The 13,744-nt window shown below is 73.4% G+C and carries 7 protein-coding genes; all 7 read left to right on the top strand.

Annotated elements, in window-relative coordinates:
* Positions 1-69: 69 nt before the first annotated feature.
* Positions 70-2,178, top strand: coding sequence for a dTMP kinase (gene tmk, locus A6A08_RS01525; protein WP_073700671.1), 2,109 nt, complete (start codon positions 70-72; stop codon positions 2,176-2,178).
* A gap of 155 nt (positions 2,179-2,333) precedes the next feature.
* The gene (locus A6A08_RS01520; protein WP_073700670.1) at positions 2,334-3,506 is read left to right on the top strand and encodes a DNA polymerase III subunit delta'; all 1,173 of its coding nucleotides are present in this window, start codon (positions 2,334-2,336) and stop codon (positions 3,504-3,506) included.
* A gap of 87 nt (positions 3,507-3,593) precedes the next feature.
* Positions 3,594-5,156: an alpha/beta hydrolase gene (locus A6A08_RS01515; RefSeq protein ID WP_242422053.1), complete on the top strand. Its 1,563-nt coding sequence runs from the start codon at positions 3,594-3,596 to the stop codon at positions 5,154-5,156.
* A gap of 150 nt (positions 5,157-5,306) precedes the next feature.
* Positions 5,307-11,123, top strand: a complete 5,817-nt coding sequence (locus A6A08_RS01510) for a type I polyketide synthase (protein ID WP_073700668.1) — start codon at positions 5,307-5,309, stop codon at positions 11,121-11,123.
* A complete protein-coding gene (locus A6A08_RS01505; protein ID WP_073700667.1) occupies positions 11,123-11,596 on the top strand; it encodes a thioesterase family protein in 474 nt (157 codons plus the stop codon). Before A6A08_RS01510 ends, A6A08_RS01505 begins: the two co-directional genes overlap by 1 nt.
* A 1-nt stretch (position 11,597) precedes the next feature.
* The gene (locus A6A08_RS01500; protein WP_073700666.1) at positions 11,598-12,119 is read left to right on the top strand and encodes a flavin reductase family protein; all 522 of its coding nucleotides are present in this window, start codon (positions 11,598-11,600) and stop codon (positions 12,117-12,119) included.
* A complete protein-coding gene (locus A6A08_RS01495; RefSeq protein ID WP_073700665.1) occupies positions 12,116-13,735 on the top strand; it encodes an acyl-CoA carboxylase subunit beta in 1,620 nt (539 codons plus the stop codon). Before A6A08_RS01500 ends, A6A08_RS01495 begins: the two co-directional genes overlap by 4 nt.
* Positions 13,736-13,744: the final 9 nt, after the last annotated feature.

The raw sequence follows: 13,744 nt of genomic DNA, 5'->3' as shown, positions 1-13,744 counted from the left end.
ACCCACCGAATCTGAGGCGGACCCGCGGTCCGTCGTTCCCCTTCCCCTCACCGAATAATCTTGAGCGCTATGAGCAGATCTGCACCACTGGGAGCGCCGTCCGAGGCGCGGAACGTCCTCGCGATCACACCCTTCCGAAGGCTGTGGATCTCGCTTACCCTCTCCAGCCTTGGTGACTGGCTGAGCCTGCTGGCCCTGATGTCCCTGGCGGCGATCTTCACCGCCGAGAGTTCCCAGCTCGTCCAGTACCTGGCCGTCAGCGGCGTCGTGGTGATCAAGCTCGCCCCGTCGATCCTGCTGAGCCCGCTGGCCGGGGTGGTCGCCGATCGCCTCGACCGCAAGTGGACGATGGTGGCCGGGGACGTCCTGCGCGCCCTCCTGTACGTCTCCATCCCCCTCGCGGGCCTCCTCCTTCCCGGGTTCGCGCTGGAGTGGCTGCTCATCGCCAACCTCCTGGCCGAGATCGTCGCCCTGTTCTGGGCGCCGGCCAAGGACGCCACGGTCCCCAACCTGGTGCCCCGCAAGCTGCTGGAGCAGGCCAACCAGCTGAGCCTGCTCACCACCTACGGCACCGCCCCCGTCGCGGCGCTGCTGTTCGCCGCGCTCGCCTCCGCCAGCAACGTGCTCGGCGCGGTGCTGCCCTCGATGGCCAGCCCCGAGGCGGACGTCGCCCTCTACCTCAACGGTCTGACCTTCCTCGTCGCGGCGGTCGTCGTCGCCGGGCTGCCGGTCCCCAAGCACAAGCCGTCCAAGGACAGCGTCAGCGACACCCGCGACAGCGGCATCCTGCGCTCGGTGTGGACCGGCTGGCGCTACGCGGGCGGCACACCGCTCGTGCGCGGCCTGATCCTGGGCATGCTCGGCGCCTTCGCCGCCGGGGGCGCCGTCATCGGTGTGGGCCGCCTCCACGTCGAGGGACTGGGCGCGGGCAACGCCGGCTTCGGCGTGGTCTTCGCCGCGGTCTTCGCGGGCATGGCCCTGGGCATGCTCGCCGGGCCCCGGGTGCTCAAGCAGTTCAGCCGCAGGCGCCTGTTCGGCCTGAGCCTCGCCCTCGCCGGCCTGGCCCTGCTGTTCGCGGGAGCCGTCGCCGACATGGTGCTCACCGCCGTCCTCACCGCCCTGCTCGGCGTGGGCGCCGGCATCGCCTGGGTGATCGGCCTGACCATGCTCGGCCACGAGGTCGAGGACGAGTACCGGGGCCGCACCTTCGCCTTCCTGCACGGTGCCGCCCGCATCGCCCTGGTGGGCGCGACCGCGATCGCCCCCCTGGCCGCAGGGTTCATCGGCAGCTACTCCGTCCCGCTCGGCCCGCTCACCTACGACCTGCGCGGCAGCGGTGTCGTGCTGATGGCCTCGGGTCTGCTCGCCATCGGGGTGGCCCTGGTCTGCTACCGCCAGATGAACCGCAAGGACGACTCCGAGGCCGGACCCGGCCTGCTTCCCGAGCTGTTCGCGGCGCTGCGCGGCGTCGCGCTCAAGGAGGAGGAAGAGGAGGAGGCCGGGCCCGGCGGCGCGTTCATCGTCATCGAGGGTGGCGAGGGCGCGGGCAAGTCCACCCAGGTGCGCGAGCTGACGGTGTGGCTGCGCGACCAGGGCTTCGACGTGGTCGGCACCCGCCAGCCGGGCGCGACCAAGCTCGGTATGCGCCTGCGCGGCCTGCTCCTGGACCGGGAGAACTCGCACATCACCCCGCGCGCCGAGGTGCTGCTGTACGCGGCCGACAAGGCCGACCACGTCGAGCAGGAGATCCTGCCGGCGCTGCGGCGCGGCGCGGTCGTCATCAGCGACCGCTACGTGGACTCGCTGCTCGCCTACCAGGGCGCCGGCCGGGACCTGTCGGTGGACGAGGTCCGCGACATCAGCGCCTGGGCCACGCAGGGCCTGGTACCGGACCTGACGGTGCTGCTGGACGTGCGCCCCGAGGACGGCCTGTCCCGCCTGGGCGGCCCCGCCGACCGCATCGAGGGCGAGTCGGCGGAGTTCCACGCCCGGGTCCGCAAGGGCTTCCTGGAGCTGGCCAAGGCCGACCCCGAGCGCTACCTGGTGCTCGACGCGCGCGAACCGAAGGAGAGGACCACCCGCGAGATCCAGCGCCGGGTGCGCTCCCTGCTGCCGGACCCGGTCCCGAGCAGCGCGGAGGAGGTCACCGGCATGATCCCGGTGATCAGGAACGACTGAGCGGCGCCGAACACGAGAGGGGTTCCCTCCCATCAGGGGAGGGAGTCCCTCGGTGTCCCGGGGCGGGGACGGGCCTGTGGACGAGGGCCCGCGCGTCGGTGCCGGCTCCTATCCTGGAGGTTCAACATCAGCGGTGGTTCGTCCCGGGGGGAAGAGTGACGGTCTTCGACGACCTCGTCGGCCAGCAGGGCGCGGTGGGCCAGCTCCGGCGGGCCGTGGCCGGTGCGGCCGACCTCGTCTCCGGCGGCCGGGGCGCCGGGATGACGCACGCCTGGCTGTTCACCGGGCCGCCCGGCTCCGGGCGCGCGGAGGCCGCGCGGGCCTTCGCCGCGGCCCTCCAGTGCGCCGACGGCGGCTGCGGGCACTGCGACTCCTGTCACCAGACCCTCGCGGGAACCCACCCCGACATGCTGTACGTGCGGCCCAGCGGTCTGAGCTTCGGTGTGGCCGCCACCCGCGACCTCGTACTCCGCGCGGGCTCCAAGCCCTCCGGCGGGCGGTTCCGGATCGTCCTGTTCGAGGACGCCGACCGCGCCACCGAGGCCGCCTCCAACGCCCTGCTCAAGGCGGTGGAGGAACCCTCCCCGCGCACGGTGTGGCTGCTGTGCACCCCCGCCCCCGAGGACATGCTCGTCACCATCCGCTCCCGCTGCCGCCTGGTCACCCTGACCACTCCCGGCACCCGGGAGCTGGCGGAGGCCCTCGTCCGGCGCGACGGGATCGACGCCGACACCGCCCGCGCGGCCGCGGTCGCCGCCGCCGGGCGGATCGACCGGGCCCGTCAGCTGGCCACCGACCCCGAAGCGCGCAGGCGCCGGGAGGAGGTGCTGTCCATCCCGGCCCGGCTCGACGGGCTCGGCGCGTGCGTCACCTTCGCCGCGCGGCTCTACGAGATCGCCGAGGAGGAGTCCAAGGCCCTCACCACGGCACTCGACGAGAAGGAGAGGGCGCAGCTCAGAGCCGCGTTCGGCGAGGGCTCCACGGGCAAGGGCGTGGCCAAGGCGGTGCGCGGCTCCGCGGGCGCGATGAAGGAGCTGGAGGAGCGGCAAAAGCGCAGGGCGACCCGGACCAAGCGCGACTCCTACGACCGCGCCCTGCTCGATCTGGCCGCCTTCTACCGGGACGTGCTCACCCTGCAGCTCGGGGCGCGGGTGGAACTGTCCACGGCCGAGCGCTCGGGCGACCTGGAGCGCGTCGCGCGCGCCGGGACCCCCGAGTCCACGCTGCGCCGGATCGACGCCATCATGGAGTGCCGCGAGCGCATCGCCGCGAACGTGCACCCCCAGATCGCCATGGAGGCCATGACCTCCGCCCTCCTGGCCGGATAGGCGGCGGGGACGGCGCCGGTGGTGGACAATGGTGCGGCGTTGACGTATGCGCCGACCAGGGTCGGCCTAACAGGAGGGCGGACGCCGGTGGGAACGAGGGTTCGGGGATCGTGGGCGGCCGTGCTCGCCGGGGCCGTGCTGCTGGCGACGGCGTGCACGGCGGACCCGGAGGGGTCTTCGGCAGAGGAGGAGGCCCCCGAGACCGCGGACGCGCTGGCCGGCTTCACCGGCCAGGAGCTCGACTGGGGCGAGTGCGACAGCGGCAGCATGCCCGGCACCGAGTGCGCGACCTACGAGGTGCCCCTGGACTACGGGGCCCCCGGGGGTGAGCGGATCGAGATCGCGGTCAAGCGGTTCCCCGCCAAGAGCGCCGACGCCCTCGGCTCCCTGGTGGTCAACCCCGGCGGTCCCGGCGGATCCGGGTACGACCTCGCCGACCACGCCCCCTACGCCGTCAGCAACGCGGTGCGCGACAGGTTCGACGTGGTCGGGTTCGACCCGCGCGGGGTCGGGCGCAGCTCACCGCTGACCTGCCTGGACGCGGAGGGAATCGACGAGTTCCTCGGCGGGGTGGACGCCGTCGAGGGTGACGGCGACATGGCCGAGGTGACCGACGCGGAGCTGCGGGAGTTGCAGGAGGACAGCCGCGGCTTCGTCGAGGCCTGCAAGGCCAACGCCCCCGAGCTCATGCTGCACATGGGCACCGCCAACGTCGCCCGCGACATGGACATCCTGCGCGGCCTGCTCGGCGACGAGCAGCTCACCTACCTGGGCGCCTCCTACGGCACCCACATCGGCGCCCAGTACGCCGAGCAGTTCCCCGACCGGGTGCGCGCGCTGGTGCTCGACGGTGCCATGGACCCCAGCCAGGACCAGCTCGAACTGGGTGTGCAGCAAGCGGCCGGGTTCAGGACCGCCCTGAGGTCCTTCGTGGAGGACTGCCTCGGCCGCACGGACTGCCCCCTCGGCGGTTCCGGCGACAGCGTGGACGACGGCGTCGAGGCGCTGGCCGGATTCCTGGCGGACACGGCCGAGGAGCCCCTGCCCAACAGCGGGGACGACCGCGAGCTCAACCGGGCCCGCGCGGAGCTGGGCGTACTCGCGGCCCTGTACTCCGAGACCCTGTGGCCGCGCGTGCGCGAGGGCCTCACCGCCGCGATGGAGGACGGCGACGGCACCGAGCTGATGCAGCTCGCCGACCTCCTGTACAAGCGTGAGGACACGGCCGCCTACGAGAACTCCACGGCGGCGCTCATCGCGGTGAACTGCTCCGACTCGCCCAGTCCGCGCGACGTGCAGGCCTACGCCGACGCCGCGGCCGAGGCCGCCGAGGAGGCACCGATCTTCGGCCCCACGCTGGCGTGGGGAGCGCTGCCGTGCGCGTACTGGCCGAAGGAGGCGGTGGCCCCCTCCACCGAGCTCGACGGAGCGGGGGCCGACCCCATCATGGTGCTGGGCACCACACGGGACTCGGCCACCCCGTACGCGTGGTCCGAGGCGCTCGCCGAGCAGCTGGAGTCGGGTTTCCTGCTGACGCGGGACGGCGACGGCCACACCGGCTACCGGAGGGGCGACCAGTGCATCGACGAGATCGTGGACGCCTACCTGATCGACCTCGCGGTGCCCGAGGACGGAATGGCCTGCGTGTAGTCCCGACCCATAGCAATTATCACGCTGTTATGGAATAGGGGCTGCCCGGGGGCGCACTAACGGAGAAGACAGAGGGCTCCGGCTCACGCATGATTGTTCTGGGATTCCTGGCGGATATCGCCATTCCTTGAAATCGTGTGTGGGTGGGGTATGAAAAACACCAGAATTGCTGTCGTGGGAATCGGTCTGCGCTATCCGGACGCAGACTCCCCTCTGGATCTTTGGGATAACGTCCTCGCTGGCAGGAGGGCGTTCCGTCGGCTCCCGAACGAGCGCATGAACCTGGACGACTACTGGTCCCAGGACCCGTCCGCGGAAGACCGATTCTATTCGGACAAGGCCGCGGTGCTGCGTGGATTCTCATTCGACCGGGTGCGCTACCGGGTGTCCGGGAGCTCTTTCCGTTCGACGGATATGACGCACTGGCTCGCTCTCGACACGATGTCCCGGGCCTTGGAGGACGCCGGTTTCCCCGAGGGTGAGGGGCTGCCGCGGCGCTCCACGGGAGTGGTCATCGGCAACAGCCTCACGGGCGAGTTCTCCCGGGCCAACACGATGCGGCTGCGCTGGCCCTACGTGCGCAGGACGGTCGCCTCGGCGCTGCTCGACCACGGCTGGGGGGAGGAGGAGGCCGACGCCTTCCTGTCCGACCTGGAGGAGTCCTACAAGGCGCCCTTCCCGCGCATCGACGAGGACACTCTCGCCGGAGGCCTGTCCAACACCATCGCGGGCCGGGTCTGCAACCACTTCGACCTGGGCGGCGGCGGCTACACGGTCGACGGCGCCTGCTCGTCCTCCCTGCTGTCGGTCGCCACGGCCGCTACCGCCCTGGCGGAGGGGGACCTCGACGCCGCGCTCGCCGGCGGGGTCGACCTGTCCATCGACCCCTTCGAGGTGATCGGCTTCGCCAAGACCGGGGCCCTGGCCACCGGTGAGATGAAGGTCTACGACAAGGACTCCAACGGTTTCTGGCCGGGGGAGGGCTCCGGGGCGCTCGTGCTCATGCGGGAGGAGGACGCGATCGCCCAGGGCAAGCGCGTCTACGCCGTGATCACGGGCTGGGCGGTCTCCTCCGACGGCAGGGGCGGGATCACCCGGCCCGAGGAGAGCGGACACCGGCTCGCGCTGGAGCGGGCCTACGCGCGTGCCGGGTACGGGATCGAGACGGTCGGCTACTTCGAGGGCCACGGCACCGGCACCGCGCTGGGCGACGCGACCGAGCTGGCCGCGCTCTCCGGTGCCAGGAGTGCCGCCGATCCCTCCGCCCCTCCGGCGGCCCTCGGCTCGGTGAAGGCCAACTTCGGCCACACCAAGGCCGCGGCGGGCGTCGCCGGGCTGATCAAGGCGATCCTCACCGTGTACCACCAGGTCATTCCGCCCGGCACCGGGCACCACGACCCGCACCCGCTGCTGGAGGAGGAGTCGGCGGCGCTGTACGTGCCGGACCGCGCGCTGCCGTGGCCCGAGGACCGCCCCGTGCGAGCCGGGGTCTCGGCCATGGGGTTCGGCGGCGTCAACACCCACGTCACCGTGGAGACGGCGGCCGACCGCGGGGGGCCCGGGATCACGGCCCACACCCGCGAGCTGGTGTCCGGCCGCCAGGACGCCGAACTGCTGGTCGTGGAGGGCGGTGACACCGCCGACGTGCGCCGGCGGCTGGAGGAGCTCTCGGAGATCCTGCCGCGCCTCTCCTACGCCGAGCTCACCGACCTGGCGCACACACTCGCCGGGCGGACCGGTGGGGGGCCCGCGCGCGCCGCCGTCGTCGCCTCCTCGCCCGAGGCCGCCGCGGACGCGGTACGCGCGCTGATCACACGGATCGACGCGGGCGAGCGGGAGGTCCTCTCCCCGGCGCGGGGGATCTTCCTCGCGCACCGCTCCACCCCGCCCACCATCCGCTACCTCTTCCCCGGGCAGGGCTCGGGCGACGGCGGGCCCGGTGCCCTCCGCCGTCGGTTCGGCCGGGCCGACGAGGTGCTGGCCTCCGCCCGGCTGCGTGAGGACGGGGACCAGGCGGCCACCGAGATCGCCCAGCCGCGCATCGTGGCCGGTTCGCTGGCGGCCCTGGCCGTGCTGGACGACATCGGCGTGCGGGCGGACGGGGCCGTCGGCCACAGCCTCGGCGAGCTGACCGCCCTGCACTGGGCGGGCGCGATCGACGCCGCCGGGATCCTCGACCTCGCCGCCGCACGGGGCCGCGCGATGGCCGAGACGGGGGGCGGCGACGGTGCCATGGCCGGGCTGGCGGCCTCACCCGAACGGGTGGAGGCACTGGTCGCGGACGAGGCCGAACTGGTCGTCGCCGGATACAACGGGCCCGAGCAGACCGTCGTCTCCGGTTCCGCGGAGGCCGTGGAGAGGGTCTGCCGGAGGGCGCGCGCCGAGGGGATCACCGCCACGCGCGTGAACGTCTCGCACGCCTTCCACTCCCCGCTGGTCGCCCCCGCCACCGAGGAGTTCGGCAGGCGGCTCGACGGGGTCCGGTTCGCGCCGCTGTCGACCGGTGTGGTCTCCACGGTGACCGGAGCTCCCCTCGACGCCGACACCGACACGCGTGCGCTCCTGCGCGAACAGATCGTGCTCCCGGTGCGTTTCCACGAGGCCGTCGTCCGTGCGGCGGAGGGAGCGGACCTCCTCGTCGAGGTGGGACCGGGACGCGTGCTCACCGGACTCGCGGCCGCCGCCGTCCCGGACGTCCCGGCCGTGGCCGTGGACACGGACTCCACCTCGCTGGTCCCCTTCCTCAGGGCGGTCGCCGCCGCCTACGCCCTCGGCGCGCCCGTGGACGTGCGGGCGCTCTTCACCGGGCGGCTCGTCCGGGAGCTGCCGGACGAGTTCGAGTTCCTGGCGAGCCCCTGTGAGACCGCCCCCAGCGTGGAGGTGGGGCGGACCGACGGCAGGAGTCCCGCGCCCGCGGCCCCCGAGGAGGGAGCGGCCGGAGGGGAGGAGACCGCCGACACGCTGGAGCTCCTGCGCGCGCTCTCCGCCGAACGCGTCGAACTCCCCGTGTCCATGGTGGGACCGGACACGCGGCCCCTGGACGACCTCCACCTGAGCTCCATCACGGTCGGCCAGATCGTCAACGAGGTCACCCGGCGCCTGGGCCTGCCCCCGATGGGGGCGACCTCGGGGTACGCGACCTCCAGCCTGGGGGAGCTGGCCGAGACCATCGACACGCTGGCGCGGACCGCCGACGGCGGGGAGGCCGCGGGGGAGGCGCCGGGTGCGGCTCCGTGGGTGCGCGCCTTCGAGGTCGCCCACGTCGACGCCCCGCCTCCCCGGCCCAGGCCCGCCGAGACCGCCGGCCGCGGCCAGGACGGGTGGAGCGTCTACGCCTCACCCGGGCACCCCCTGGCCGAACCGCTGCGCGAGGCGCTCTCCGACCACGGCGGCGGCGTCCTCCTCTGCCTCCCCGCCGACGGCGGGGCGCACCTCGTGGGAACGTTCCTGGACGCGGCGCGCGCCGCGTTGGCCGCCGGACCCGAGGGCCGGTTCGTCGTGGTCCAGGGCAGGCGCGGTGCCTCGGGGGTCGCCAGGACGCTCCACCAGGAGCTGCCCGGCGTGACCACCACCCTGGTCACCCTGCACGACCCGGAGCCCGCCACCGGGGGGGCGCGGGAGGAGGCCGTGCGACGGGTGGTCGCCGAGGTCGCGGCCACGTCCGGGTTCGCGGAGGCGCGCTACGACGCGGAGGGGCGCCGCACGGTCCCCGTCCTGCGGGCCACGCTCCCCGGACGGCCGGACGACGGCGAGGCTCCCCTCGGACCGGACGACGTGCTCCTGGTCACCGGTGGCGGAAAGGGCATCACCGCCGAGTGCGCCCTGTCCCTGGCCACGGAGTACGGCGTCGGGCTCGCCCTCCTCGGCCGCGCGTCCGAGGAGGAGGACGCCGAGCTGGCCGCGAACCTGGAGAGGATGTCGGCGGCCGGGGTCCGCCACCGGTACGAGCGGGCCGACGTGACCCGCCCCGAGGAGGTCCTGCGGGCGGTGGGCGCCCTCCAGGAGGGACTGGGGCCCGTCACCGCGGTGCTGCACGGCGCCGGCCGCAACGAGCCGACCGCCGTGGGAACGCTGACCGAGCCGGCCTTCCGGCGCACGCTCGCGCCCAAGACCGACGGCCTGGAGACCGTCCTCGGCGCGCTCGACCCCGCGCGGCTGCGCCTGCTGGTCACCTTCGGCAGCATCATCGGCCGGGCCGGGCTGCGCGGTGAGGCGCACTACTCCACCGCCAACGACTGGCTCACCGAGATGACGGTCGAGTACGGGCGGGAGCACCCGCACACGCGGGTCCTGGCCCTGGAGTGGTCGGTGTGGTCCGGCGCCGGTATGGGGGAGCGGCTCGGCGTGGTGGAGGCGCTGATGCGCGACGGCATCACCCCCGTCTCCGCCGAGGAGGGGATCGACGTCCTCCACCAGGTGCTCCGTGACCCCTCCGCCGGCCCCGTGCTGGTCGTCAGCGGCCGTACCGGCGGCATGCCGACGCTCACCACGGAGGAGCACGAACTCCCCCTGGGCCGCTTCCTCGACCGGGTCCTCGTGCACTACCCCGGGGTCGAGCTGGTCACCGAGGCCGTCCTGTCCTCGACCGACGACCCCTACCTGGACGACCACCTGCTGGACGGCGACATGCTCTTCCCCGCGGTGGTCGGCATGGAGGCCATGGCCCAGGTCGCGGCGGCCGTGAGCGGGCACGACGGTCCTCCCGTACTGGAACGGGGACGCTTCCTGCGCCCGGTGGCCGTCCGCCCCGGAGAGACGACCACCATCCGCGTGGCCGCGCTGGTGCGCGACGGCGAGACGGTGGAGGTCGTCGTCCGCAGCGAGGAGACGGGGTACGACGCGGACCACTTCCGCGCCGTCCTGAGCTGGCGGGGTACCGGTCCCGAGGAGGAGCGCCCCGCGGTGGCGGACGCGACCACATCGCTGCCCCGGGTGCCGATCGACCCCGGCGAGCTGTACGGGAGCGTCCTCTTCCAGGGCAAGCGGTTCCAGCGGTTGCTGGCCTACCGGAGGGTGAGCGCGCGCCACGTGGTCGCGGAGCTGTCCACCGTCGCTCCGGCGGACTGGTTCGGGGCCTTCCTTCCCCAGGAGAGGGTCCTGGCGGATCCGGGGGTGCGCGACGCCGCCATGCACGTCCTCCAGGCCTGTGTCCCGGACGGGACCCTGCTGCCCGAGGGGGTGGACCGGATCGTCCTGGCCCGGGCCGAGGACCAGGAGGCCGACTGCGTGCTGCTCGACGCGCGCGAGCGCTCACAGGACGGGGACTCCTACGTCTACGACGTCGACGTGCGGGACTCCTCCGGGGCGCTGGTGGAGCGCTGGGAGGGCCTGCGGCTCAGGGCGGTGCGCAGGAGCGGCGGCGCCGGCCCGTGGGTACCCGCGCTGCTGGGATCGCACCTGGAGCGTGAGCTGGAGCAGGTGCTGGGCGGCTCCAGGGCCGTGGTCGTCGACCCCGACCCGTCCTCCGGCCCCGCCGGGGACACCGAGGAGCGGAGGGCGAGGACCGAGCTCGCGGTCAGCCGGGCCCTGAACCGGCCCGTCCGCGTGCGCCACCGTCCGGACGGGCGCCCGGAGGCCGAGGAGTCGCCGGTGTCGGCCTCGCACGGAGCGGGGGTGACGCTGGCGGTCGCGGGCGCGGGACGGATCGCCTGCGACGTGGAGGCCGTGGCCGAGCGCTCGGAGGAGGAGTGGAGCGGCCTGCTCGGCCGCGGGCTCGTGTCCGTGCGCGATCTGGTCGCCGAGCAGGCGGGGGAGTCCGCGCACGTCGCGGCGACGCGTCTGTGGAGCGCACTGGAGTGCCTGCGCAAGTCGGGGGGCACCGGTCGCTCCCTGACCCTGGAGGAGGTACGCCCCCACGGGTGGGTGGTCCTCTCCTCCGGAGACGCCCGTGTCGCCACCTGGACGACCACGCTGAACGCGAACCCCGATCCGGTGGTGTTCGCGGTCCTGTCCGGAGAGGAGAGGTGATGTCCGACTACTACGAGCTCCGCCACATCGTCGGTTTCGAGGAGACGAACCTGGTGGGCAACGTCTACTACGTCAACTACCTGCGCTGGCAGGGGCGCTGCCGGGAGATGTTCCTCAAGGAACGGGCCCCAGGCGTCCTGGAGGACGTGCGCGGGGACCTGAAGCTGTTCACGCTCAAGGTGGACTGCGAGTTCTTCGCCGAGATCACGGCCTTCGACGAGCTCTCCGTGCGGATGCGCCTGGAGGAGCTGACCCAGACCCAGGTGCAGTTCTCCTTCGACTACGTGCGTCTGGGAGGGGAGACGGAGGCGCTCGTGGCGCGCGGCATGCAGCGCATCGCCTGCATGCGCGGCCCCAACACGGCCACGGTGCCCGCCCGCGTTCCGGAGGAGCTGCGCGAGGCGCTCGCGGCGTACGCCGTGGACGGAGCGGCCGCGGGCGGCCGCGCCCCGGTACGAGCGGCGGGTGGTTGACATGGAGTCCCTGCGACAGGTGATGTCCACGTTCGCGACCGGGGTCACCGTGATCACCGTCGGCGGAGCCAACCCCCACGGCATGACGGCCAACGCCTTCTGCTCGGTGTCGCTGGACCCGCCCCTGGTGCTGTGCTGCGTCTCGGGAACGGCCCGGCTGCACAAGGCGGTCGCGGCCGAGGGGCACTTCGCGGTGTCGGTCCTGTGCGCGGAACAGGAGGGGGCCGCGCGCTACTTCGCCGACCGCTCCCGGCCGTACGGGCACGAGCAGTTCGCGTCGGTGGACTGGCTGCCCGGGCCCCGGACGGGAGCGCCCCTGATCTCCGACGCGCTGGCCTGGCTGGAGTGCGAGGTGACGGAGGAGCACGTGGCCGGCGACCACTCGATCTTCGTCGGACGGGTGCTGGACGCGGTACCGGGGGCCGAGCGCTCCGCGCTGCTGTTCCACGGGGGCTCCTTCCACGGGCTCGCCGACGGCTCCGCGACCGCCACCGGTCCGGGCGGGACGGTGAGCGCGGGATGAGCGCCTCCGAGGCGGACCTGCGTCCTGTGGCCGTGCCCCGCACGGCGCGGCCACAGGCCCCGCGGGCCCGCACCATGGCGTCGCTGCGACGCGAGCGGGACACCCTGCGCGGCCTGACCGAGGCGGGGGATCCCACCGGGATAGAACGCCAGCACGGCCTGGGCAAGCTCACGGCTCGGGAGCGGCTGGCCCTGCTCCTGGACGAGGGCTCCTTCGTGGAGCTCGGCGTGTTCCGCCGCCGCAGGGACGAGGGCCCCGCCACCGAGGGGCGGCGCCCGCACACCGACGGCGTGGTCACCGGCACCGGCACGATCGACGGCCGGCGCGTGTTCGTCTACGCCCAGGACTTCACCATCCTCGGCGGGTCCCTCGGCGCCGAGCACGCCAGGAAGATCCACCGGGTCATGGACCTGGCGTTGGACGGCGGGGCGCCGATCATCGGCCTCAACGACAGCGGCGGGGCCCGTATCCAGGAGGGCGTGGCGGCCCTGGACGGCTACGGGGGGATCTTCCGCCGCCAGGTGGCCGCGTCCGGGGTGATCCCCCAGATCAGCGTGATCCTCGGACCGTGCGCGGGCGGCGCCGCCTACTCGCCCGCGCTCGCGGACTTCACGTTCATGGTCCGCGGCTCGGCCAGGATGTACCTGACCGGTCCCGACGTGATCGCCGCGGTGAGCGGCGAACGGGTGGGGCACGAGGAACTCGGAGGCGCGGACGTGCACGGCGGGCGCACCGGTGTGGCCGCCTTCGTCCGCGACGACGAGGAGGAGTGCCTGGAGGACGTGCGCCACCTCGTCTCGCTCCTGCCCGACAACAACCTGGCCTCCCCTCCCGACACACCACCGACCGGGGCGGACGCGGACCCGCGCCCCCGCCTGGCCGAGATCGTCCCCGTGGAGCCGAACAAGCCCTACGACATGCGCGAGGTCGTCGCCGAACTGGCGGACGACGGCGACTTCCTGGAGGTGCACGAGGGGTGGGCGCCCAACGTCCTGTGCGCCCTCACCCGCGTGGACGGTGCCGTGGTCGGCGTCGTCGGCAACCAGCCGATGGTCCTGGCCGGCGTGCTGGACAGCGACGCATCACAGAAGGCGGCGCGCTTCGTCCGCTTCTGCGACGCGTTCAACATCCCCATCGTGACCCTGGTGGACGTTCCCGGTTTCCTCCCGGGGACCGGCCAGGAGCACGCGGGCGTGATCCGGCACGGGGCGAAGCTGCTCTACGCCTACTGCGAGGCGACGGTTCCGCGCGTCCAGGTGATCCTGCGCAAGGCCTACGGGGGCGCCTACATCGTGATGGACTCCCGTTCCATAGGCACGGACCTGTCACTGGTCTGGCCCGGCAACGAGATCGCGGTGATGGGGGCGGAGGGCGCGGTGAACGTGGTCCACCGCAGGGAGCTGCGGGCCGCGGCCGACCCGGAGGCGCGGAGGGCGGAGCTCATCGCCGACTACCGGGAGCGCCTGATGTACCCGTACCGGGCTCCGGAGGAGGGGTTCGTCGACGACGTGATCGACCCGGCGGACACGCGCTCGGCGGTGGCGCGCGGGCTCGCGCTCCTGCGGGACAAGAGGAGGGAGCCTCCCCGGCGCAAGCACGGGAACGTGCCGCTCTGAGCTCCCGGG

The organism is Nocardiopsis sp. TSRI0078, assembly GCF_001905145.1.
Taxonomy (GTDB): Bacteria; Actinomycetota; Actinomycetes; order Streptosporangiales; family Streptosporangiaceae; genus Nocardiopsis.
This window is presented reverse-complemented; position numbering and strand designations above follow the sequence as displayed.

Bases quoted from the DNA above. Each gene is read 5' to 3' on its own strand.
- tmk (WP_073700671.1), top strand. From the start codon at position 70: ATGAGCAGATCTGCACCACTGGGAGCGCCGTCCGAGGCGCGGAACGTC.
- A6A08_RS01510 (WP_073700668.1), top strand. From the start codon at position 5,307: ATGAAAAACACCAGAATTGCTGTCGTGGGAATCGGTCTGCGCTATCCG.
- A6A08_RS01505 (WP_073700667.1), top strand. From the start codon at position 11,123: ATGTCCGACTACTACGAGCTCCGCCACATCGTCGGTTTCGAGGAGACG.
- A6A08_RS01500 (WP_073700666.1), top strand. From the start codon at position 11,598: ATGGAGTCCCTGCGACAGGTGATGTCCACGTTCGCGACCGGGGTCACC.
- A6A08_RS01495 (WP_073700665.1), top strand. From the start codon at position 12,116: ATGAGCGCCTCCGAGGCGGACCTGCGTCCTGTGGCCGTGCCCCGCACG.